The organism is Deinococcus indicus (genome assembly GCF_002198095.1).
In the GTDB taxonomy this organism is placed as follows: Bacteria; Deinococcota; Deinococci; order Deinococcales; family Deinococcaceae; genus Deinococcus; species Deinococcus caeni.
Genome location: NZ_NHMK01000017.1, coordinates 13,032 through 34,068, shown reverse-complemented (window position 1 = coordinate 34,068; position 21,037 = coordinate 13,032). Strand labels below are relative to the sequence as shown.

21 protein-coding genes are annotated in these 21,037 nt (G+C 70.6%); 4 read left to right on the top strand and 17 right to left on the bottom strand.

Annotated elements, in window-relative coordinates:
- Positions 1-90: 90 nt before the first annotated feature.
- The 3 genes from CBQ26_RS12370 to CBQ26_RS12360 form a co-directional block, all read right to left on the bottom strand.
- Positions 91-471 carry a hypothetical protein gene (locus tag CBQ26_RS12370; protein ID WP_088248939.1) on the bottom strand — a complete coding sequence of 127 codons (381 nt, stop codon included), beginning with the start codon at positions 469-471 and terminating at the stop codon, positions 91-93.
- Entirely contained in the window at positions 468-1,394 is a 927-nt protein-coding gene (locus tag CBQ26_RS12365; RefSeq protein WP_088248938.1) for a hypothetical protein, read from the bottom strand. The genes CBQ26_RS12370 and CBQ26_RS12365 overlap by 4 nt, the downstream gene beginning before the upstream one ends.
- Positions 1,395-1,473: 79 nt before the next feature.
- Entirely contained in the window at positions 1,474-2,181 is a 708-nt protein-coding gene (locus CBQ26_RS12360) for a YqhA family protein (protein WP_088248956.1), read from the bottom strand.
- Positions 2,182-2,271: 90 nt separating this feature from the next.
- Between CBQ26_RS12360 and CBQ26_RS12355 the strand changes: the two genes are divergently transcribed.
- Complete coding sequence (locus tag CBQ26_RS12355; protein ID WP_229844272.1) at positions 2,272-3,054, top strand: APH(3') family aminoglycoside O-phosphotransferase; 783 nt, start codon at positions 2,272-2,274, stop codon at positions 3,052-3,054.
- Between the two features lie 77 nt (positions 3,055-3,131).
- Here CBQ26_RS12355 and CBQ26_RS12350 read toward each other — a convergent pair whose 3' ends face one another.
- Entirely contained in the window at positions 3,132-3,521 is a 390-nt protein-coding gene (locus CBQ26_RS12350; protein WP_088248936.1) for a helix-turn-helix domain-containing protein, read from the bottom strand.
- A gap of 146 nt (positions 3,522-3,667) precedes the next feature.
- Here CBQ26_RS12350 and CBQ26_RS12345 point away from each other — a divergent pair, with 146 nt between their 5' ends.
- Positions 3,668-6,016 (top strand): MMPL family transporter, encoded by a 2,349-nt coding sequence (locus tag CBQ26_RS12345; RefSeq protein WP_088248935.1) that lies wholly within the window; start codon positions 3,668-3,670, stop codon positions 6,014-6,016.
- Between the two features lie 77 nt (positions 6,017-6,093).
- On the opposite strand, the gene CBQ26_RS12340 is transcribed toward CBQ26_RS12345, so the two are convergent.
- Positions 6,094-6,708, bottom strand: a complete 615-nt coding sequence (locus CBQ26_RS12340; protein ID WP_088248934.1) for a DedA family protein — start codon at positions 6,706-6,708, stop codon at positions 6,094-6,096.
- Between the two features lie 85 nt (positions 6,709-6,793).
- On the opposite strand from CBQ26_RS12340, the gene CBQ26_RS12335 reads away from it, so the two are divergent.
- Positions 6,794-7,447, top strand: a complete 654-nt coding sequence (locus CBQ26_RS12335; protein WP_088248933.1) for an HAD-IA family hydrolase — start codon at positions 6,794-6,796, stop codon at positions 7,445-7,447.
- Positions 7,448-7,996: 549 nt separating this feature from the next.
- Here CBQ26_RS12335 and CBQ26_RS12330 read toward each other — a convergent pair.
- The 9 genes from CBQ26_RS12330 to CBQ26_RS12290 form a co-directional block, all read right to left on the bottom strand.
- Positions 7,997-9,400, bottom strand: coding sequence for an RtcB family protein (locus tag CBQ26_RS12330; RefSeq protein ID WP_088248932.1), 1,404 nt, complete (start codon positions 9,398-9,400; stop codon positions 7,997-7,999).
- Positions 9,401-9,620: 220 nt separating this feature from the next.
- On the bottom strand, positions 9,621-10,286 hold the full coding sequence (locus CBQ26_RS12325) for a hypothetical protein (protein ID WP_088248931.1): 666 nt from the start codon (positions 10,284-10,286) through the stop codon (positions 9,621-9,623).
- Between the two features lie 25 nt (positions 10,287-10,311).
- Positions 10,312-10,881, bottom strand: a complete 570-nt coding sequence (locus CBQ26_RS12320) for a hypothetical protein (RefSeq protein ID WP_229844271.1) — start codon at positions 10,879-10,881, stop codon at positions 10,312-10,314.
- A gap of 8 nt (positions 10,882-10,889) precedes the next feature.
- A complete protein-coding gene (locus CBQ26_RS12315) occupies positions 10,890-11,777 on the bottom strand; it encodes a CapA family protein (RefSeq protein WP_088248930.1) in 888 nt (295 codons plus the stop codon).
- 154 nt (positions 11,778-11,931) lie between these two features.
- On the bottom strand, positions 11,932-13,965 hold the full coding sequence (locus CBQ26_RS12310) for a DUF3160 domain-containing protein (RefSeq protein WP_229844270.1): 2,034 nt from the start codon (positions 13,963-13,965) through the stop codon (positions 11,932-11,934).
- A gap of 32 nt (positions 13,966-13,997) precedes the next feature.
- Positions 13,998-15,455: a UDP-N-acetylmuramoyl-L-alanyl-D-glutamate--2,6-diaminopimelate ligase gene (locus CBQ26_RS12305; RefSeq protein WP_088248928.1), complete on the bottom strand. Its 1,458-nt coding sequence runs from the start codon at positions 15,453-15,455 to the stop codon at positions 13,998-14,000.
- Between the two features lie 33 nt (positions 15,456-15,488).
- Complete coding sequence (locus CBQ26_RS12300) at positions 15,489-16,181, bottom strand: hypothetical protein (protein ID WP_088248927.1); 693 nt, start codon at positions 16,179-16,181, stop codon at positions 15,489-15,491.
- 101 nt (positions 16,182-16,282) lie between these two features.
- A complete protein-coding gene (locus CBQ26_RS12295; RefSeq protein ID WP_088248926.1) occupies positions 16,283-16,906 on the bottom strand; it encodes a deoxynucleoside kinase in 624 nt (207 codons plus the stop codon).
- Positions 16,906-17,517 (bottom strand): deoxynucleoside kinase, encoded by a 612-nt coding sequence (locus CBQ26_RS12290; RefSeq protein WP_088248925.1) that lies wholly within the window; start codon positions 17,515-17,517, stop codon positions 16,906-16,908. The genes CBQ26_RS12295 and CBQ26_RS12290 overlap by 1 nt, the downstream gene beginning before the upstream one ends.
- 197 nt (positions 17,518-17,714) lie before the next feature.
- Here CBQ26_RS12290 and CBQ26_RS12285 point away from each other — a divergent pair, with 197 nt between their 5' ends.
- Complete coding sequence (locus CBQ26_RS12285) at positions 17,715-18,464, top strand: hypothetical protein (protein WP_143342094.1); 750 nt, start codon at positions 17,715-17,717, stop codon at positions 18,462-18,464.
- Positions 18,465-18,508: 44 nt separating this feature from the next.
- On the opposite strand, the gene CBQ26_RS21920 is transcribed toward CBQ26_RS12285, so the two are convergent.
- The 3 genes from CBQ26_RS21920 to CBQ26_RS12275 all read right to left on the bottom strand — a co-directional run bounded on the left by CBQ26_RS21920 (position 18,509) and on the right by CBQ26_RS12275 (position 20,991).
- Positions 18,509-18,679, bottom strand: coding sequence for a type II toxin-antitoxin system antitoxin (locus tag CBQ26_RS21920; RefSeq protein ID WP_172418064.1), 171 nt, complete (start codon positions 18,677-18,679; stop codon positions 18,509-18,511).
- A 2-nt stretch (positions 18,680-18,681) separates the two neighbouring features.
- Positions 18,682-19,593 (bottom strand): SPFH domain-containing protein, encoded by a 912-nt coding sequence (locus CBQ26_RS12280; protein ID WP_088248923.1) that lies wholly within the window; start codon positions 19,591-19,593, stop codon positions 18,682-18,684.
- 306 nt (positions 19,594-19,899) lie between these two features.
- Positions 19,900-20,991, bottom strand: coding sequence for a S1C family serine protease (locus CBQ26_RS12275; protein ID WP_088248954.1), 1,092 nt, complete (start codon positions 20,989-20,991; stop codon positions 19,900-19,902).
- Positions 20,992-21,037: the final 46 nt, after the last annotated feature.

Below are 21,037 nucleotides of genomic sequence, written 5' to 3'. Positions count from 1 at the left end.
CCACCAGTCGCTGCGCGGCCGGCCGGAAGAAGACGCTGCTGCTCCACTCCTGGGCCGGGCGTCGTTTCCCCGTCAGCGCGGGGTCGGTGCCTACCGGCGGCCCCCGTACTTGGGCGCGCCCTTGCGGACCCCGGCGTAGCGGTTACGTTCCTTGCGGCGCTGCGCGCTGCTCGCCGACCGCTGACCGGTCGCACTGCGCCCACGGGCGGCGTCCGCGCGGGCCTGCAGGCGGCGCGGCACGAAGGTATCCACCGACATGAAACGCGCCAGCGGAATGTACAGCGCCAGCACGAACAGCAGGCTGCCCCACCAGGTGTTCAGGTACGGTCCCAGCGGCGTGAGTTGCAGCAGCGTGCTCAGCAGCGTCGCCACGAGCGCGAACAGCATCACGCGGACCATCAGTTTCAGCAGTTTGGGCACCGTGAACCCCGGATCGGGGTCCGGGGTGGTCAGCCAGCCCCACCACTTCATGCGTCGCGCTCCCCGGCGGCCAGTTCGGCGGCGCTGACCGGCAGGTCCGGCGTGGCCGGCCGGGCCGTGGCCGTGGCGTCCAGGCGGCCCGCCAGCAGCGCGAGTTCCGGGAAGTCCGTCTGCACGCCGTCCACGGTCAGGACCGTGAAGGGCTTGTGCAGCCGCGCCGAGAGTCGCGTCGCGGCGGCCCCGGCGCTGCCGTCACCGGCCGGCACGACGAACACGAAGCCCCGCACGGCGGCCTTGCCGCTCAGCAGCGACAGCGCGCCGAACAGTTCCAGGTCGCCCGGCGCCGCCCGGTCCGGCTGCTCGATCCGCTCGGCGCGTTTCAGGACGTCCGGGACCGGCAGTTCATGGCTGAACACCGGGTACAGCCCCAGGTCGTCCAGCGCGGCGCGCAGCGGGCCGACCAGCGCCTCCTCGCCCAGCAGGGCGCGCGGGCCGATCACGGCGACCGTGCGGCGGGAAGCGCGGCTCAGGGGCGGCATCTCGGCGCGCGGGTCGGTACCCAGCGGACGGACCTTCTCGATGGCCAGCCGGACCCGGCCGGCACTCTGCGACACGCGCATGCCCACCTCGGCCGCCGCGCCTTCCATCAGGTCCGGGCGGTCCGGCACGCCCAGCAGCGCCGGCAGGCCACTGATGCGCCGCGCGAGCAGTTCCGGCAGCGCCTCGCTCCAGGCGTCGCCGCTCACGGCGGCCCACTGCGGCAGCAGCACCAGATCCACGCGGCCCAGCGACAGGATGCGGCCCAGCGCCAGTTGCACCGGGGCCGGTTCGCCCGGCAGGCTCTCGCGGCCCAGGGCCAGGGACTCGGCGTCACTCAGGGAGGGCACGACGACCTCGGCCCCCAGTTCTTTCAGGTACGCCGACCAGTACGTGGGGAGCCTCGCGGCGCGGGATTCAAGCAGACCAACCCTCATTCTGCACAGTGTACCCGCGCCGGGGCGGGGGGGTGGCCGCGCCGCTCACGTTCCGCCCCCCCCACCCTGGCGCGCCGGGTCAGCCGCTGCCCTCGGCGGCGTCCACCTTGCCGGACTGCTTGGCCAGGGTGGCCTGCTCGGCGAGCGCCACGTCGTGGTCGTCGATGTGCCGCTGCTCGGTGTCGTTCTCGAACAGTTCCTGCCGGGCGCGCAGTTTCGCCTGCGGCTGCCCCAGGTCCCCGCCGCTGCCCCGGTGGACCCGCTGGAAGAACACCAGCGCCCCGCCCGCCAGCGCCAGCGCGCCCGCGAAGTACAGGGTGTCCAGGGGCTTTTCCCAGCGCACGAAATGCTCCAGGAACGTGACGCCCAGAATCACGATGATCACCGACACGACCTTCTGCTCCAGGTCCGCGAGGCTCTCCACGCCCAGCGCCGAGGTCAGGTTCAGGGGCGTGATGAACAGCGAGTACAGCCCCACCCCGATCAGGTAGAACACCACCGCCTTGAGCATGGTGCTCACGATCTCCAGGAATTCCACCGCCAGCTCTCCTTTCTGGCTGGCGACGCCCTGCGTCAGCGTGTCCCGCCACGAATCCCAGATGGTGTGCAGCGCCAGCAGCGTGCCCTGCAGGAACAGACTGAACGACACCAGCAGCACCGCGATCACCGCGATCAGCACCACGAAGCGCGTGCGGCCGATCAGTTCACTGAACCACTCACGCCTGGACGGCTCGGCGGTGGAGGTCCGGGCGGCAGATGGGGGCCGGGCAGGGGGGGAAGGAGTCACGCCCTCATGATGGCCGCCGCCGGGGCGCGGGCGGACGCGGTCGGACTTCACACTTGCCTGAACGTCCGCGCCGCTGCCACACTGCGGGACGTGAGTGCGCCCGACCGCCCGACCCTGCCCGACGCCCTGAAACGCGCGCTGCCCGCCGCCCGCTGGGAACGCGTGAGCGGCGGCCAGAGCGGCGCGCAGGTCTGGCGATCCACCCGCCACGTCCTGAAGGTGCAGGCCCGCACCCCGCACGCTGCCGGCACCCTGCAACAGGAACGCGAGCGGCTGCGCTGGCTGGCCGGGCGCATCCCCGCCCCGCAGCTCGTGGCCTTCGAGGTCGAAGGGGACCGGGAATTCCTGGCCATGACCCGCCTGAGCGGCATTCCCATGAGCCACCCCGACGCGCGGCTGCACCCCGAGCGGGTCGTGAACCTGCTCGCCCGCGCCCTGCGGGAACTGCACGCCCTGCCCATCCGGGACTGCCCGTTCCGGCAGACGCTGGACGTGACCCTGCCCCTGGCCCGCGAACGCGTGCAGGCCGGACTGATCGACGCCCACGACTTCGACGACGACCACGCCGGACGCAGCGCCACCAGCGTCTTCAACGAACTGGCCCGCACCCGCCCGCCCCAGGACGATCTGGTCGTGGCGCACGGGGACGCCACGCTGGACAACATCATCCTGAACGGCGAGTACGTGGAAGGCCTGATCGATGTGGGCCGCCTCGGCATCGCCGACCGGCACGCCGACCTCGCCCTCGCCCATCGCAGCGTCCGCAGCGAACTGGGCGAACGCTATGCCGGGATGTTCCTCGACCTGTACGGCCGCGCCCTGGTGGACGACACGAAACTCGCGTACTACCGCCTGCACGACGAACTGTTCTGAAACGGACAGCAGGAAGCGGGAAGTGGTGAGTGGACGGTGGAACCCCCACCCCGCTCACCACTTCCCGCTGCCTGCCGTTACGCCTTCGACCAGGTGCGGAGGTAGTCGGCGACGAGTTCGCTGACGTTCACGCCGTCGCGGGTGGCCTTCTCGATCTGGGCGGCCTTCTCCTCGCGGGTGATGGGGAGCCAGAGGGCCACGTATTCCTGGCCGCCTTCCTGCTTGAATTCCCCGCCCAGTTCATCGCGCTGCACGAATCCAGTCTTCTCCATGTCTTCCTCCGTTCCGGCCTGCATCAGCCAGTGGGTCACGCGGGCTTTCAGGAAACGCCACTCCCGGCCGACCTTGCGGCCCGGGATCTCACCACTCCGCACCAGGGTGTAGGCGGTGGTTTCGCTGACCTTCAGGTAGGCGGCCAGTTCCTCCAGGGTCAGGACCTCGTCCGTGGGGATGTTCGTCTCGTTCATTCCGGCACCTCCTCTCAGGTGATGTTATCTTGCGGCATCTGATACCTATTGTCAATAGATGGTGCAAGATGGTGCAGGCTGGTACCTGATGCGCTTGGTCGCCCCGCCCCCGGTCTGAGGAAGCCGCGCATGGTCTACTCGGACCCATGCGGACCCTCGGCCGACTCGTCTCCCACCACCCCTGGGCCGTCCTGATCGCGTGGCTGATCGCCGCCGCGCTCAGCGTGCCCTTCGCCGCCCGCGCCCCCGCCGCCCTGAACGCCGACCCGGCCAGCGGCCTGACCACCTCCGAATCCACCCTCGTCACCGACGCCCTGCGCGACCGCTTCGGCGAGACCGACACCAACACCGTCATCCTGGTCACCCGCAGCACCCCACCCCTGGGCACCCCCGCCGGGGACGCCGCCTACCAGCGTTTCCTGGACGGCCTGGACGACGTGCCCGGCGTCACCCGCGTCACCGCCGCGCAGGGCAGCGGCCCCTACCGCACCCGCTCCGGGGACGGCACCCTGGCCCTGACCCTCGCGCAGATCCCGCTGCTCGACGGCGCCAGCGACGCCCTGCGCCGCGTCCGCGAGTACGCCGCCACGCAGGACAGCCCCGCCCTGGACATCCGCGTGACCGGCGGACAGGCCATCGCCGACGACTTCACCTACTACGCCGAGTACGACACCAAACGCAGCGAACTTGTCGCCCTGCCCCTGATCGGCGCGCTGCTGCTCGTGGTGTTCGGCGCGCTCGTCGCCACCGGCCTGCCGCTCGCCGTGGGCGTCCTCAGCATCAGCGTCGCCATGGCCGCCCTGTACGGCCTGACCCACCTGATGCCCGTCAGCACCTTCGCGCAGAGCGTCATCACCATGCTCGGCCTGGGTGCCGGCATCGACTACGCCCTGCTGATGGTCAACCGCTTCCGCGAGGAATTGAATAAAGATGGCGGTGAGTCGCAGACGAACCCGACCGGAGGGAGCAGCCACAACGACCGGACTTCAGGAGATGGACGGGCCACTGGTGCCGTTCCAGTGGGCCGGAAATCGGAGGAATCCGGTCGCCCCCGAACCCCCGACCCGCGCCGCGCCGCCGACCGCACCGTCCAGACCGCCGGGCGCAGCGTCGCCTTCAGCGGCCTGACCGTCGCCATCGCTATGGCCGGCCTGATCCTCCCACCCATCGCCTTCGTCCGGTCCATCGGCATCGGCGGCGTCCTGGCCGTCCTGCTCACCGTGCTCGCCAGCCTCACCGCGCTGCCCGCCATGCTGGCCCTGCTCGGCGACCGCGTGAACAGCCCCCGCCTGCTGAACTTCACCTGGGCGCAGAGCGGCGCCGCCTCGGCTGGCTGGACCGCCTTCGCGCGGCGCGTCACCGCCCGCCCCTGGACCGCCGTGCTCGGCAGCGCCGCCCTGCTGCTGCTGCTCGCCTCACCCGCCCTGAACATCCGCACCGGGTACGCCGGCGCCTGGGGCCTGACCCCCGGCGTGGAAAGCCGCGACGCCCTGAAAGACGTCGAGACGCTCGGCGCCGGCGGCCTGCTCAGCCAGTTCGAGGTCATCCTCGACCTGAAAGGAGAGCGCTACGGCCCCGACGACCGCGCCCGGTTCCAGGCCCTCGTGACCGACCTGCGCGCCCTGCCCGGCGTTCAGGGCGTCCTGAGCCCCTTCCTGACCCCGCAGGACCTCCAGGCGGCCGGCGGCAACAACGCCGACCAGCTGGCCGCCGTCAGCGCCCTGACCACCCGCTCGTTCAGCCGCGACCGCACCCTGCTGCGCGTCACCGTCGTCCCCGACCGCAACCTCCCCGCCCGCGACATCCCCACCTTCGAGCGGCAGATCCGCGACACCGTCCAGGCCAGCGGTTACACCTACCTGCTCGGCGGCGCCCCCGTCGGCGGCGAGGAATTCAGCCGAGCCATCACCGGCTCCCTGCCCACCGTCATCCTGGCCGTGTTCACCGGCACCTTCCTGCTGCTGATGGTCGCCTTCCGCAGTCTCCTGATCCCCCTGAAAAGCATCCTGATGAACGCCCTGACCGTCGGCGCGGCCGTCGGCGTCGTCACCCTGATCGTCCAGGACGGCTTCCTCGCCGGCCCGCTCGGCATCCCCGCCGACGTCGGCGTGCTCGACGCCAGCCTCCCGGTGCTGCTGTTCGCCATCATGTTCGGCCTCAGCATGGACTACGAGATCTTCCTGCTCTCCCGCGTCCAGGAGGAATACCTCGCCGGACACACCAACGACGAAGCCGTCGTCCGCGCCGTCGGCCACACCGCCCGCATCATCACCTCGGCCGCCATCATCATGTTCATCGTCTTCGCCGCCTTCACCTTCGGCCGCGTCGTCGCCAGCAAGAGCATCGGCCTGGGCCTCGCCGTCGCCGTCGCCCTCGACGCCACCCTCGTCCGCCTCGTCCTCGTCCCCGCCTTCCTCAAACTCGCCGGACAGTGGAACTGGTGGCTCCCCGCCTGGCTCGACAAACGTCTGCCCCGCATCCGCCTCGAACACTGAACGGACCGCAGGCAACGGAAACAGCAGAAGAGGAGGGGCGACCGCCTGTGCGCGCCGCCCCTCCTCTTCTACTGCCGTTACACCTCAGCGTGCTCCTGCTCCCGCTTACGACGGATGAACCACGCCACCGCCGCCACCGCCAGCAGACCCAGAATAATCTTGCTCGCCGGACCCACATACTGCTCCACCCGGTCGTAATTCTCACCCAGCGCGAACCCCGCCCCCGCCAGCAACGCCGACCACAACGCCGAACCGATCGCACTGAACACCAGGAACGTCCCCATCGGCATCTCACTCATGCCCGCCGGCAGACTCAGCAGACTCCGGATCCCCGGCACCATCCGCCCGAACAGCACCGCCTTCGGCCCATGCCGATCGAACCAGTCATCCGCCTTCCGGATGTCCTTCCCACGCAACGTCAACCACTTCCCATACCGGTCCGCCCACACCACCAGACGCTCCTCACCGAACGCCCGCCCCACGTAATACAACGGCAACGTCCCGATCACACTCCCCAACGTGCCCATCAGGATCACCACCACCAGATTCATGTCCCCACGCGCCGCCGCGAACCCCGCCGACGGCATGATCAACTCACTCGGAATCGGCGGAAACACATTCTCCAGGATCATCAACAACAAGATCCCCACGTACCCCATGCTATCCATCAACCCCTGCACCCACTCAGCCATACCCCCACCCTACCCGCTCCCGCCCCCACCCGCCTCCACCAAAAGTAGAGTTCACCCCACCAACCCCACCCCATACACTGACCCCATGCACCCCATCAAAGCCGTGATCTTCGACTTCGACGGCACCATCCTCGACACCGAAACCCCCGAATTCACCCACTGGCAGGCCCTCTACCACCAACACGACCGCCAACTGAACCTTCAAGACTGGCAACGCGGCATCGGCACCTGGGACGCCTTCGACCCCTGGCTCGGCCTCCCCGACCACATCCAACAGGACCGCCACGCCACCCACGAACGCCTCCGCACCGACATCCACCACACCATCGAACGCAGCGACCTCCGCCCCGGCGTCCGCCACGTCCTCGACGCCATCCGACCCGCCGGACTGCGCCTCGCCCTCGCCACCAGCAGCGACCGCGCCTGGGTTACCCGCTGGCTCCAACAACACCACCTCTACGACCACTTCGAAACGCTCGCCACCCGCGACGACGTCACCCGCGTCAAACCCGACCCCGAGCTCTACACCCTCGCCGTCCACCGACTCGGCCTGCACCCCCACGAATGCCTCGCCGTCGAAGACAGCCTCAACGGCGCCACCGCCGCCGCCGCCGCCGGACTGCACGTCGTCGTCGTGCCCAACGACGTCACCCGCACCCAGGCCTTCCTGCCCGAATGGGGGCGCGTCGAAGGGTACGAGGGGGGGCTTGAATCGCTGCTGGCCACCGTTCGGGGCTGACGTATTGGGGGGGCGTTGGAAGGTGGGCGCCTGCGGCGGGCTTCCCCACCCCCCAACCCCCTACCCCAGAGGGGCAGGGGGGGCTTACGTTGGCACTGGGCAAGAGTTTCTACTTTTGCGGCGTGTTTGTGTTGGGCGGTGACGTGTCTGGCTTCGACGCCATCCTTCGCCCCCCTCGTAGGCCCGCGCGCTTCGCGCACGACGGCCGGTGGCAGTCTGCGGTAGCTGGCAGGGCAACTGGATGACAACCGCTGATCGACTTTGAACACCACGCTTTTGCCAAAGCGAGAAAAAGTAGAACCTTCCGGCACGCACCCAGTTGGCTGGCCCCATTGGCGTCGTGGCAGACGAGCCCGTCGTGCGCGCAGCGCGCGGGGCGCCCGCAGCGAACCCGGAGGCATGCAGACCCATCAGTGGCCGAACCCGCCAGTTACCTGCCTAAAAAGCCAGAGAAATACCTGCCCAGTGCCAACGTAAGCTCCCCCTGCCCCCCTGGGGTAGGGGGCTGGGGGGTGGGGAGGCCCGCCGCAGGCGCAACCAATCCAACTGCTAGATGTCCTCACTCCCGGTGTCCATGCGGACCACGCGAGGCTGGAAACTGGCGATGACGTCTACGAGGTCTTCTTGCCGGGCGATGACGTCCTCGATGCGTTTGTACGCTTGTGGCGCTTCGTCGATGCCGCCGCCGATGAGGGTGACGCCGCGCGTGGTGAGGTACGCCTGGACGTCTTTTTTGTTGAGGGTGCTGGTGGCGGCTTTGCGGCCGAGTTGGCGGCCGGCGCCGTGGCTGGCGCTGTGCAGGGCGCCGTCGTGGCCGAGGCCGCGGATGACGTAGCCGGGGTCGGCCATGCTGCCGGGGATGAGGCCGAGTTGTCCGGGGGCGGCGGGGGTGGCGCCTTTGCGGTGGACGATGAGGTCCTGGCCGTTGACGGTCTGTTTCCAGGCGAGGTTGTGGCTGTTGCTGACCTGCGCGAGGGGCGTGACGTTCAGGGCGCGGGCGAGGCGGGTGTGGATGAGGTGGTGGTTGGCGAGGGCGTAGCGGCCGGCGAGGCTCATGGCCTGCCAGTACGCCTGTCCGTCCTCGTGGTCGAGGGGGAGCCACGCGAGTTTCTTCGCTTCGGGCGCGAGGGTCGGGTGGTGGCGTTCGGCGAGGGCGGTGAAGTGTCCGGCGACCTGCGCGCCGAAGCCGCGGCTGCCGCTGTGGGAGAGGACGGCGAGGTACTCGCCGGGGTCCAGGCCGAGGTCGGCGGTGGGGAGGGTGAGGGTGCCGAATTCGACGAAGTGGTTGCCGCTGCCGCTGGTGCCGATCTGCGTGGCGGCCTTGTCGTACAGGTGCCGGAGGATGGGCTGGTCGTCCCAGGTGCTTTCGTGCAGGACTTCGTGGTCCTGGCGGTCGCGTTTGTCGAAGGCGACGCCCGCGCCGAAGCGGGTGTGCTTGAGCAGGAGGGTGGTGGCGTCGTCGGTGCGCAGCGCGCCGGGCTGGATGGGGAGGACGGAGAGCATCATGGAGCAGCCGATGTCCACGCCGACGCCGTAGGGGATGACGGCGTTCTCGGTGGCGAGCACCCCGCCGATGGGGAGGCCGTAGCCGACGTGCGCGTCGGGCATCAGGGCGCCGGCGCGGCTGATGGGGAGGCGCATGGCGACGTCCATCTGACGGTGCGCGCCGGGGTCGATCAGGTCCGCGCCCCAGGTGGGGTAGGGGAGGGGCTGGGCGCGCAGGTCGCTGCCCCGGCGGGCGTCGAGGATGGCCTGCTGCGCGAGGAGTTCGGCGGCCAGCGGGGCGTACACGCCGCCCGTGGCGTACGCGGCGGGGTTCTGCTGCACGGCGCGCAGTTCGCTCAGGATGTCGTCGCGGGTCAGGCCGGCGGTTTCGCGGGTGGTGGCGGCGGTCTGGGCGAGGGCGATGGCTTTCTTTTCCAGGCCGAGTTTCACGAGGTGTTTGCCGTTCATGGGTGTCTCTCTTTCAGGTGGATGGGGAGGCGACTGCGCCTCGGGTGGTGGGGCCTCCGAAGTTGCGGGATGTCCGGTCGCCGGGATCGCCGTCCGGGGCGTCGGGTGTGGTGCTGTCAGGTGTACCTGCGGGCATGGTCGCCTCCTTTCCCTGAATCGGGTCGTCGTGAGTGTGGCGCGCGGGTGTGGTGGCAGGCATCCGCGCAGTGGCGTAGGCCAGTTAGTCCAATGGAGTGGGGTCGAAGTGGACCCGGTCGGGGATCAGCCGCCCGCCCTGCGCGCGGTACGTCAGGACGAGGCGGCCCGTGAACGCCCAGCCGCGCTGCACCTCAATCAGCGCGGTCAACTGGCCCCGCTGCACGGTCCAGCGGACCTGATCGCCGATACGGGCGGACTCGCCCCGCAGGCCGGGCAGCGGGGGAAGTTTCACGCTGCGGCCGGGCAGGGTCAGGGTGTTCGCCCCGAAGCGCACCTGCTGCCGCAGGTACGGGACAGGCGGCGTGACCGGCCACTCGCGCAGGTCCGGCAGGCCCAGCACGCGGGCGTCATACACGGCCACGCCGGTCCCCTCGTCGGTCATCAGGGTCACGAGGACCTCGGGCTGGGCGTCGCCGTTCAGGTCCGTGACGCTCAGGCCAGGCCAGAAGGTGGGGTTGCTGATCGTCCGCCACGCCGGGAAGATGCGCGTGGTGCCCCCGGCAGTGACGCGCAGACCGGTCAGCCAGCCCTGACGGGCGGGCGCGGTCGTCTGCACGGTCACGGCCGGCCCCTCGTGCCGGGCGACCGTCGCCCCGGCGGGAATGCCGCCCGTGGGCGTGGGAACGGGCACCTGCGCGGCGTGCGCGGTCAGGAGCGAGGCGGCCAGCAGCAGGTACAGGGGTCGCATGCCCCATCATGTCGCTCCTGGCCGGTCAGCGGACGGCGGGGCGGCCCTGCGCGTCGGGCTGCACCTCGCGGGCCAGGGTGGGGACGCGGCGGTCCAGGCGGAAGCCGAAGCCCGTCCAGTGCCACAGGCTCAGCGCGTGGGCGGGCGCGCCAGGCGCGGCGTAGGTGGTTTCCAGCGTGGCGAGCGTCCCGCCGGGCAGCACGGTCAGCGTCGCGACCGGCTGGAACAGGGCGCTGCCCACCCAGACCTCCCGGTACCGGCCGCCGCCGAGGGGGCGCAGCACGGCCACGTGACTGCTCCGGCCGCGGGCGTCGCGGTTGCCCTGGATGGGCGTGGGGCGCGGGTTCCACCGGGCGGTGTGCCAGTCCCGCCAGGGGCGCCAGACGGCCAGCACGCATTCGGGGGTGCCGTCACCGGTCACGTCGGCCAGGACGCTGGCCCGCACCTCCCAGTCCGGGGGGAGGGTCAGGGCGGGGCAGGGCGGCGCGGGCTGCATGGCCGCGCCAGTCGTCCAGTCGCCTGCCGAGTTCAGACTGCGCCAGGGCAGACTGCCGCCGCCCGCGAGCGCGCTGCCCAGCAACAGGAGGAACAGCACCGGGCCTCTCACCGGGCCTCCGGGCAGGCGGGGAGGCCCAGCCGGGCTAGGGCCTGCGTGCGCTGCGCGCCCACGGCGGGGGTCACGCGGCCCGCGCGGGTGCGGGTGGGAGTCGCGCAGGCGCCCGTCACGTCCCGCAGCGGTACGCGCACCACCGCGCCGAGTTGCGCCGACGGGAATGGCTGGTCGAACAGCAGGTTCCCCAGGCTGTACAGCACCAGCGCCGCGCCGCGCGGGCCGGTCAGGACCTCGTGCCCCTGGAGGACGTGCGGGCCGCTCCCGGCGATCACGGTCGCCCCGGCTGCCACGAGCGCGCGGGCCTGCGTCCTCTGCCGATTGGTGGTCAGGCCGTACTCCTCGCCCCAGTGGGCCAGGACGATCACGGCGTCCGCCTGCCGGGCCGCCGCGCGCACTGCCGCCAGCGGCAGGGGAGCCGCGCCGTCGTCCAGCCACGCCAGCAGCGCGACCCGCTGCCCCCGCACCACGCGGACGGTCGGGACAGCGGTCACGGGAGTCAGCCCGGCGCGGCGCAGCGTGCCCGGCGACTGCGCCTCCCCGGTCGGTCCGGCGTCCCGGCTGTGGTTGTTCACCACGCCCAGGTGCGTCAGGGGCCACAGGGCGGCCGCCGCGCCGGTCGGGGCGCGCAGGTCGATGCCCGGCGTGACGCGCGGCGCGTCGGTCAGGGGGGATTCCAGGTTCGCGGCGACCAGATCGGCGTGCAGCAGCGGCGCCACCGCCCGCAGTGTGGCGGGCCAGTCGGCGGCGTTCGCCTGCGCCACGCCCCGCGCGAGGCTCAGGTCGCCGGCCAGGGCCAGCGTGACCGCGCCTGCGGGGGCCTCCCGCCCACCCGAGGTGAACAGCAGGCCCGCCAGCAGGGCGCAGAGGAAACGCCTCATACGGACTCCGATTGAAAGGGCTGTAAAGTCCTTTCAATCCGAGCGGATGCGACTCGGAGAGCTGCCCCGCAGAGAAGGAGAGAAACGGGTTCCGGACGTGGAGCTGGCAATCCGGTGAACTTCCGGATTGTCGGCGAAACAAACGGAATCCGTTTCACTTCACCAGCACGCCGTCCAGCCAGGGGTGCGTGGGCGGCACCCTGCCCTGGCGGAGCTGCGCGCGCCACGCCTCGTCGGTCAGGCGGCCCGAGACGGGTACCGTGAACTCGTACTGCGAGTACACGCCGCCCCGCGCGACCTGCAACCCGCCGCGTCCGTCGGGCACGACGGCGTACAGCTCGTGGATGAAGCCGGTCCCTTCCTCCAGCGCGCTGTCCCCGCCGGTGGCGACGTCCGCTACGACGGCGGCCATGGCGTCCTCGTCGAACTCGCTGGCGTTCTCGCCGTCCTCGGGGTCGGCGCTGGCCATCTTCATCTCCTCCAGCCACCCGCCGAAGTAGTGGATGCGGTCGTACTCGTCGCGGGTCAGGGGCGTGCCCGCCAGCTGCTTGGTCGTCGCGGCGCCCAGGAAGGCCAGCATGTCGCGCAGCGAATCCAGGTTCTGCGCGGTGCGCTCCGACAGGACGCCCTGGTCTTTCAGGACGCGCCGCGTCAGGACCTCCAGGGTCTGGAGGCGGGCCCAGAGGGCCGGGTTGGGTTCCACGTACCCGCGCGGGGGCTGCGGGGGCTGCCCGCCGCCGCCCAGTTCGGCCATGGTCTGCTTGGCGTACAGGATCGTGTCGTGGCGCAGTTCCGTCCAGGAGCCCAGCGCGGTCAGCATCTCCTTGCGGGTCCAGGCGGGCGTGCGCATGAACGCCGGGTAGCGCGCGTCGCGCGGGTCGGGTTTCGCGAGGGCCTGCAGGGTGTACAGCCAGCCGGAGTACACGTTCGCGGTCCAGTCGCTCTGGTTCAGCGCGGCGAAGTTCGCGCGGAGCCTCGCCATGTTCGTCTCGTAGTTCGCGTACTGCGTCTGCCCGGTGCGGCGCAGTTCGTTCAGGGCGGCGTCGCTGCCCAGCACGGCCAGCAGGTCCAGGCCGCTGGGCAGCAGGCGCGGCTGCTCGTCCGTGCCGACCTCGCGGTACACGAGGCGCTGGAAGGCCGCGCCGTCCAGCGTGAAGCGCTGCCCCATCAGCCGGAAGCCCAGCGTCTGCGTGTCGCGCACCTCGCGGCCCTCGCCGGGCTTGGCGACGACCACGGCGCTGTTCACCTGCGGGGGCGGCAGTTTCCGCAACTCGGCCTGGAAGGCGGCCAGGACGGCAGGGTCCGCCAGTCGGCGCACCTGCCCGCCCGCCGCTGCCCGGAGGGCCTGCGCGTACTGGCGGTAGTTCAGGTCGTCGCTGCGGCCCACGAGCAGCGCGGTCGGGTCGTAGATGCGTGCCCAGAGTTTCTGCGCCTCGGCGTTCGCGCCCATCAGCGACGTCAGCAGGCCCGCCACGCGCGTCTCGCTGGCCTTCTCCACCCGCAGGTTCATGCGGCCCAGCCACATCATGGTCCGGAAGTACCGTTTCAGCGCCTCGCTCTTGGTGTAGTGCCCGCGCGGCACGTACTGCGAGTAGTCCTCCCGCAGCCCGCTGCCGCTGAAGATGGGGGAACTGGCGATGCCCTGATGCGCGTCGATCAGTTTCAGTTCCGCCGCCACCAGGGCCGCGACCTCGGCGGGCGGGGTCACGGCAGGGTCCGCGAGTTTCTGCGCGACCGCCAGGTACGCCAGCGTCAGCCGGGCGTCGGCCTCCAGCGGCGTGCCCTTCAGGGCGGCCAGCTGCCGCCGCGAGTCGGCGACGAGCAGCGTGGTCAGGCGGCGCGCGGCGGGCGCCAGGGACTCGCGTTCCAGGTCGCGCAGCAGCTTGGCGAAGATCAGGTGGTACACGTGCAGCGTCGCGTCGGCTGTGACGAATACCGGCTGCTCCGCGTATCGGGTGCTCTCGTACACGGCGTCGAACTGCCGCCACTGGGCGGGCGTGATCACGAAACCGTTCCGGGACAGTGCCGAGCGCTGCGCGGCGTTCAGTGGGTCCAGGCCCAGGTCGGCGTTCCCGCTGACCAGCGGTGACTTCAGGAGACCCAGGTTCACGGGCAGCGAGTACGGCGTGGGGGCGGCCAGGGCGCTGCCCAGCAGACTGACGGTCAGGACGCATGCAAGAGGACGCATGCGGTCGTCATACCACGCCGCTGGGCGCCCGGTCAGCTCAGGTGCAGGGCGTCCAGCGCTTCCTGCGTCTCGTTCCATGGGAGGGTCTCGTGGGCGCGTTCCAGCGTGTCCTCGGGGCCCTTGCCGGCCAGCAGGACCGTGTCGCCGGGCTGCGCGAGCCGGATGGCAGCGCGGATGGCGTCGCGGCGGTCGGGAATGGACTGGAAGTTGCTGCGTCCGGCTTCCTGCGCGCCGCGTTCCATCTCGCGCAGGATGTCGGCCAGGGGGGTGTCGCGGCAGTCCTCCTCGGTGAAGATCGCGTGGTCCGCGAGGCGGGTGGCGACTTCGCCCAGCGGGGCGCGCTTGCCGGGGTCGCGCGGGCCGCCGGCCGAGCCGAGCACCACGATCAGCCGGCCCGTAGTGGTGGTCCGCAGGGTGCCCAGCGCTTTTTCGAGGCTGGGGGGCGTGTGCGCGAAGTCCACGACCACGCGCCGCCCGCGCGCATCCGGCACGAGTTCCATGCGGCCCGGCACACCCCGGAACGACGCGAGGCCCGCCACCAGCGCCTCCCAGCCTGCGCCGAGGTGCGCGGCGGCGGCCATGGCAGCCAGGGCGTTCGCGACGTTGAAGCGCCCGATCATCGGCAGGTGCGCGTCGAACTCGCCTAGGGGGCTGATCACGTGGAAGTGCAGCCCGGTGCTGCGTTCCTCGATGTCGGTGGCGCGCCAGTCGGCGTGCTGGCCCTCGGCGGAGTAGGTCGTCTCGGCGGGGGCGACGCCACGCAGCTGCGCGGTCCAGGGGTCGTCCACGTTCAACACCGCGAACGGCGCGGCCTCGACCAGTCGGCGTTTGTCGGCGAAGTAGTTCTCCAGCGTGCCGTGGAAGTCCAGGTGTTCGCTGCTCAGGTGCGTCCAGACCGCCACGTCCCACGCGACGCTCCGCACGCGATCCAGCGCGAGGGCGTGACTGCTGGCCTCCAGCACCGCCGCGTCCGCGCCTGAACGCACCATCTCGGCCAGGGTGGCCTGCACCTGCGGGGCCTCGGGGGTCGTGAAGTGCGCCGGGAAGTGCCGCAGCTCCCCGTCCGGCAGTTCGTACCCGACGGTGCTCAGCAGGCCGGTGCGCTGTCCGGCGGCGCGCAGCAGGTGCCGGGCCAGCCAGCTGGTGGTGGTCTTGCCGTCCGTGCCGGTCACGCCTACCACCCGCAGCCCCCGGCTGGGGTGCCCGGCCAGCGCGGCGGCGGCGTCCGCCAGGGCCGCGCGGGCACCCGGCACGCGCAGATACGGCAGCGGACTGGTCACGCCGTCCGGCAGGCCCTCGCCGATCACGGCCACCGCGCCCGCCTGCGCCACCCGGTCCAGGAAGCTGTGCCCGTCGAAGCGCGCCCCGCGGATCGCCACGAACGCCGAGCCGGGCTGCACCCATTCGGCGTTGTGCGTCACGCCCGTCACCTCCGGATTCTCGGTGGGGGCGGGAACGTTCAGGTGGGCGGCCAGCTCGGAAAGACGCATGGGGGGATGATACGGGCTGCCCCGCCCCCGCCCTCAGCGGACGTGGTGGTACAGGCCGCCGAACGTCACGTCCGGCGCGGCGCAGCGTCCGTTGTCGGCGGCGACCACCCACTGCCCCACGACGTGCAGCTGCGCCTCGCAGCGCCCGTCACGGTAGGTCCAGTGGCCCCCGTCGGGCCGCAGCGGGCCGTTCAGGTTCGCGCTGCCGACCGAGCCGTCCGGCAGCGCCGCCGTCAGCGACCCGGTCAGGGTCCAGGGGCCGCCGTCGGTGCGGGTCAGGGTCAGGCCGGTGTTCGCGTCCCGCACCCAGGTGCCCGTGAGGTCCGTGGTGGGCGGCACGGCGCGCACCTGCGTGTCCAGCACGAACCCGCGCGTCACGCGGTCCGGCATGCCGCTGGTCGGCACGAAGTAACTGCAGCGCCGCCCGCCGGTCGCGGGACCCTGGAGCAGCAGCGCGCCGCGCGGGGCGGTGGCGCGCTGGTCAGTGCCGCGCGCGTCCGTGAAGGTCAGGCGGGGAACGCTGACCTGCGCGGCCCGCAGGTCCAGCGGGTCCAGGTCGCGCCAGTCGGCCGGGCAGGTCGGGGCGGTGGGCGCGGTCGCCGGCGTGCCGGCCGCGTGCGCGGCGCCGCTCAGGAGCAGCGCGGCCAGCCCGGCCGCCCAGGTGCGCCGGCGTGGGCCGGGGGGCAGCGGGCGGGCGGGGGGCGCGGCGGGACGGGGGGCGGTCATCCCCGCAGCGTACCGCATCGGCCTGAAGGCGCGGGTGCCTGCGGGGTGAGCGGCGGTGGGTGGCCGCGCCCGCCGCTCCCGGTCCGCTCCTGCGGCCCGCTTCAGCGCAGCAGGGGCAGGCCGAAGCCGTTGGCCTGCACGCGCTGGCAGACCCACTCGAAGGCCTGCGGGTCCGCCACGAAGTCCAGCTGGTCGCCGGGTACCCGCACGACCGGGCAGGCGCCGAAGCCCGCCACCCAGCTGTCGTACAGGCGGTTCAGGCCGCCCAGGTACGCCTCGGGGATGTCCTGCTCGTAGGCGCGGCCACGCTGCGCGATGCGCCGTTTCAGGGTCGGGAGGCTCGCGTCGATGTGGATCAGCAGGTCCGGGACGCGCAGGGCACTCAGGACGCCCTCGTACAGGCTCAGGTAGGTGTCCCAGTCGCGCTGCGCCATCTGCCCGCTCTCGAACAGGTTCCGGGCGAAGATGTTGGCGTCCTCGAACACCGTGCGGTCCTGAATGACGTAACGGGCGCCGGTCACGAGGTTCAGGTGCTGCTCCAGGCGGCGGGACAGGAAGTACACCTGCGAGTGGAACGAGTACTGCCGCATGTCGCGGTAGAAGTCTTCCAGGTAGGGGTTGTCGGCGTACGGTTCGTACACGGGGCGCAACCCGTACCGACTGGCGAGCATGCGGGTCAGGGTGCTCTTGCCGCTGCCGATGTTCCCGGAAACCGCGAGGTACATCAGTCGGCCGCCTGCGTGTCGCGCAGGGCGCCGTCAATGCGGGTCAGCAGGTCCTGTTCATGCTCGGGGTTGTTCACGAAGTCGATTCCGGCCGCGTCGATGATCAGGTGCGGGTGCGGGTACGTGCGGAAGTACTCGTCGTACCGGCCGGTCAGGTCCGCGAGGTACGCGGCCTGCATGTCCTGCTCGAAGGGACGGCCGCGCAGCGCGATGCGGCGCAGCAGTTCGTCGGTGTCGGCGCGCAGGTACACCACGAGGTCCGGGGTGGGCAGGCGCGGCGACAGGTGCGAGTACAGGTCCTCGTACAGCGCGAACTCGGCGTCGCGCAGGTTCATGGACGCGAAGATGAAGTCCTTGTCGAACAGGTAGTCGCTGACCACGCTGCCCTTGTACAGGCCCGGCTGCCACAGCGCCGAGAGCTGCTTGAAACGTGAGAGCAGAAAGAACGCCTGCACCTGAAACGAGAACGCTTCGGGCTGCTCGTAGAATTTCGCCAGGAAGGGGTTCTCCTCGACGATCTCCAGGTTCAGTTCGGCGCCGTGACGCGCGGCGAGGCGCCCGGCGAGGCTTGTTTTCCCGACCCCGATGGGCCCTTCGACGACAACGTACATGACAGTTCAGAGCATAGCGCCCCCCGCGAGTCTCAAGGGTGGATGAACGCCTTGACACGCGCGGGGGGACGGGGGGGGAGAGGCGGCGGACCGCTAAGGTGTATCGACTAAAGTCGGGAACATACCCTCCTGGGAGGACAGGCGTCCTTGCCCAACCTTCGCTGTAGGGCGGAGAACAGGGTATGGACGGAGGCGGGATGGCGTTTCTCTCCTGGCTGATCTTCTGGCTGATCCCATGCTCAGGCGTGGTACTCACCGGGCTCTCGCTGTTCCTGCTGCCCTCAGCGTGGCAGGACATCCAACACTTCAGCCCCAGGCAGCGACGCCCCGCCCGGGTTCTGTTCGGTGCTTATGGGCTGCTCGCAGTCTCCCCATTCCTGCCGACCCTGTTGTTCGCCGTGTGGGGCACCCCGCTCTCCTGGAGTGTTGTCCTGGAAGGGATGATCTTCGCCTGCCCACTCATGATGGCGGTATTTGCCGTCGTGCTCGGTGCCAACGCCAGTGTGGACAGTCGGCCGCGTCCGCCGGGCGCTTCCACCACCTGGCCAGGGCGCGGTCAGACCCTGCTGTTGCTCACGCCCCTCTGGACCATCCTGCTGAGCGTCGGCCCCGCCTTCGCGGTGGACGCCTGGCCGGTTCCGTCGCGTGCCGTGGTGGGCGCCTGGGAAACCGGCGGCTATGACACAACGACGACGCAGAGTGAGTTCGTGGCGCAGCAGGTGATTCTCCACGCCGACGGTACGGTCACCGGAGAGGAGCGTGGCGGTCAGCGTGCCCCCAGGCCCTTGCAGGGCCGCTACAGCTATGACCCAGCCACTCGTGAGCTCTCGCTCGACGTACCGGGTCTGAACGCGGGGTCCTCGGAAGTGACGCGTGACCCGTTTCAAGAGTTCCACCTGAAGGTGGCTCTGTATGATGACCGCACCCTGTATCAACAATCGCACTGAACCACCGGTCACGGCCCCTGACACACCAGCTTGGCCGACGCGCCCTATTCGTCCTCTTTCTTCCTGTCTTTCAGGCGGCCGGCGTCCCTCGCGGCGCGGGTCAGGAGGTACTCGATCTGGGCGTTGACGCTGCGCAGGTCGTCCGCGGCCCAGCGTTCCAGCGCGGCGTACAGCTCCGGGCTGATGCGCAGGGGGAAGTTCTTGCGCGGCGGCATGGCTAGTACAGGCTACCGGCGTTCACGACGGGTTGTGTCCCGCGCTCGCTGGTGAGGACCACGAGCAGGTTGCTGACCATCTGCGCCTTGCGTTCCTCGTCCAGGTGAACGATGTCCTGGTCGCTGAGTTCCTTCAGGGCCATCTGGACCATGCCGACCGCGCCCTGCACGATCTGCTGCCGGGCCGCGATGATCGCGCTGGCCTGCTGGCGTTGCAGCATCGCCCCGGCGATCTCCGGGGAGTACGCGAGGTGAGACAGGCGCGCCTCGAGGACTTCCACCCCGGCGTGGCGCAGGCGGGCGGCGAGTTCGGCGGCCAGCGCCTCGGCGATCTCGTCGGCGTTGCCGCGCAGGCTCATGCCGGTGTCGCTGTACTCGTCGTAGGGGTACTGGCTGGCAAGGTGCCGCAGGGCCGTCTCGCTCTGGATGGCGACGAACTCGCCGTAGTCCTCGACGTCGAACACGGCGCGGGCGGTGTCCACGACCCGCCAGACGATCACGGCGGCGATCTCGATGGGGTTGCCCGCGAGGTCGTTGACCTTCAGCCGCTCGGAGTTGAAGTTCCGGATCCGCAGGCTGACGCTCTTGCGCACCGTCAGGGGATTGGTCCAGTACAGGCCGTTGCGGCGTTCGGTGCCCACGTAGCGGCCGAACAGGGTGAGGTTGGTGGCCTGGTTGGGCTGCACGATGAAGAAGCCGATCAGGGTGAACAGCAGGATCAGCCCCAGCCCGAAGGCGAGGGCCACCTGACCGTTCAGGAGCAGCGCCCCGGTGCCCAGTGCGGCCAGCAGCCAGATCAGGAAGACCGGGACGCCGGGCAGGCCGAAGGCGGCGCGTTCGACGCTGGCGACGCCGCTGCGGGTGGAGACGCCGCCCTGGGGGGCGGGGACGGGAGCCTGTTGCAGTTCGTTCATGGTGGAACCTCCGGGCCGATCTCGTTTGACTATCAAAGTGATATCACTTTAGACCTGAGTTCACCAGGGGGGTGGCCCGCGAGGAAGGACGGGAATGATACGGACTCCGATTGAATGGGCTGCAAAGTCCGTTCAATCCGAGCGGATGCGAGGAGGAGAAAAATGGGTTCCGGGCGTGGAGCTGGCAGATCGGTGGTGTTCCGATCTGTCAGCGAAACAAACGGAATCCGTATGAACGGTCAAAGGTTGATGGTTGATGGCGGGGCGCTGCCCGACTGTCAACCATCGACCTCTCTCCATCGACGCTTACTGCAGGGTGCGTTTGAGCAGCGTGACCTTCACGGTCACTTCCTGGCGGTTGCGCCAGACCTTCAGCGTGACGGTCTGACCGGGGCGTTTGGTGGCGACCAGTCGGATCACGTCGAACGAGTCCTGCACGCGCTGCCCGTCCACGCGGACGATGATGTCGCCCAGCGGCGCGAGCAGCTGGTCCTTGCTGTTGCGCAGGCTGCCGCGCAGGCCCGCGCGCGCGGCGGCCGTCCCGGCCGGCACCTGATCCACCAGCGCGCCCTCGGAACTGCTCAGGCCCGCCAGCTGCCGCAGCGCCGGGTCCAGGTTCTCCAGGTCGACCATGGTGATGCCCAGCGTCCCGCGCTGCGGCACCCCGATCTTCTCCAGGTCGTCCAGGCTCTGCTTGACCAGATCGCCCGGAATGGCGATCCCGACCGTGCCGGGCACCAGGGCGTTCGGCGCGGCGTTCAGGTCCGCGACCCCCACGACCGCCCCGCGCGAGTCCAGCACCGGGCCGCCGCTGTTGCCCTGCTGCACGCTGGCGGTGGTCGTCAGGTACTGGCTGATCTCGGCGCCCAGCTGGTCGTTGCGGGGCACGTCGCGGGCGCTGGCGGCCACGCTGAACACGCCGCTCGCCACGAAGTTCTGAATGCGGAACGGCGTGCCCAGCGTGATCAGCTTCTGTCCCGGCAGCAGCCGCGCGCTCGACCCGAAACTCAGGGTGGCGGGCGCCGTGACTCCGGTCACGCGCAGCAGCGCGATGTCGATGCCCGGATCGACCCCCTCCAGCCGCGCCGTGACGCGCCGGCCGTTGTACAGCGTGACGCTCAGGGACTCCTGGTACTGCACGACGTGGTAGTTCGTGACGATCAGGTCCTTCTTGTAGAAGAAGCCGGTGCCGGTCTCGATGGGATCGTCGCCGGTCTGGAGCTGCTCACGCTGCAGGCGGTTGTCGATCCGCACCACGGCCCGCAGCGCCTTCTGCGCCACCTCGACCGTGTTGATCTCGTCCGGCGTGACCAGCGCCCGCTCGGCACTGACGCGCCCCGTGACGTACGCGCCCGTGACCGCGCCGCCCAGCAGCAGCGCTACCCCCAGCACCTGCAGGGCCCGGTTCCGGAGGGTGGACGGCCGCAGACCCGCCGCAGTGTCC

Excerpts from the sequence above, each read along its gene's own strand:
- CBQ26_RS12370 (WP_088248939.1), bottom strand. The coding sequence starts at position 471 with ATGAAGTGGTGGGGCTGGCTGACCACCCCGGACCCCGATCCGGGGTTC.
- CBQ26_RS12365 (WP_088248938.1), bottom strand. The coding sequence starts at position 1,394 with ATGAGGGTTGGTCTGCTTGAATCCCGCGCCGCGAGGCTCCCCACGTAC.
- CBQ26_RS12350 (WP_088248936.1), bottom strand. The coding sequence starts at position 3,521 with ATGAACGAGACGAACATCCCCACGGACGAGGTCCTGACCCTGGAGGAA.
- CBQ26_RS12345 (WP_088248935.1), top strand. The coding sequence starts at position 3,668 with ATGCGGACCCTCGGCCGACTCGTCTCCCACCACCCCTGGGCCGTCCTG.
- CBQ26_RS12340 (WP_088248934.1), bottom strand. The coding sequence starts at position 6,708 with ATGGCTGAGTGGGTGCAGGGGTTGATGGATAGCATGGGGTACGTGGGG.
- CBQ26_RS12335 (WP_088248933.1), top strand. The coding sequence starts at position 6,794 with ATGCACCCCATCAAAGCCGTGATCTTCGACTTCGACGGCACCATCCTC.
- CBQ26_RS12330 (WP_088248932.1), bottom strand. The coding sequence starts at position 9,400 with ATGAACGGCAAACACCTCGTGAAACTCGGCCTGGAAAAGAAAGCCATC.
- CBQ26_RS12325 (WP_088248931.1), bottom strand. The coding sequence starts at position 10,286 with ATGCGACCCCTGTACCTGCTGCTGGCCGCCTCGCTCCTGACCGCGCAC.
- CBQ26_RS12315 (WP_088248930.1), bottom strand. The coding sequence starts at position 11,777 with ATGAGGCGTTTCCTCTGCGCCCTGCTGGCGGGCCTGCTGTTCACCTCG.
- CBQ26_RS12310 (WP_229844270.1), bottom strand. The coding sequence starts at position 13,965 with ATGCGTCCTCTTGCATGCGTCCTGACCGTCAGTCTGCTGGGCAGCGCC.
- CBQ26_RS12305 (WP_088248928.1), bottom strand. The coding sequence starts at position 15,455 with ATGCGTCTTTCCGAGCTGGCCGCCCACCTGAACGTTCCCGCCCCCACC.
- CBQ26_RS12300 (WP_088248927.1), bottom strand. The coding sequence starts at position 16,181 with ATGACCGCCCCCCGTCCCGCCGCGCCCCCCGCCCGCCCGCTGCCCCCC.
- CBQ26_RS12295 (WP_088248926.1), bottom strand. The coding sequence starts at position 16,906 with ATGTACCTCGCGGTTTCCGGGAACATCGGCAGCGGCAAGAGCACCCTG.
- CBQ26_RS12290 (WP_088248925.1), bottom strand. The coding sequence starts at position 17,517 with ATGTACGTTGTCGTCGAAGGGCCCATCGGGGTCGGGAAAACAAGCCTC.
- CBQ26_RS12285 (WP_143342094.1), top strand. The coding sequence starts at position 17,715 with ATGGCGTTTCTCTCCTGGCTGATCTTCTGGCTGATCCCATGCTCAGGC.
- CBQ26_RS21920 (WP_172418064.1), bottom strand. The coding sequence starts at position 18,679 with ATGCCGCCGCGCAAGAACTTCCCCCTGCGCATCAGCCCGGAGCTGTAC.
- CBQ26_RS12280 (WP_088248923.1), bottom strand. The coding sequence starts at position 19,593 with ATGAACGAACTGCAACAGGCTCCCGTCCCCGCCCCCCAGGGCGGCGTC.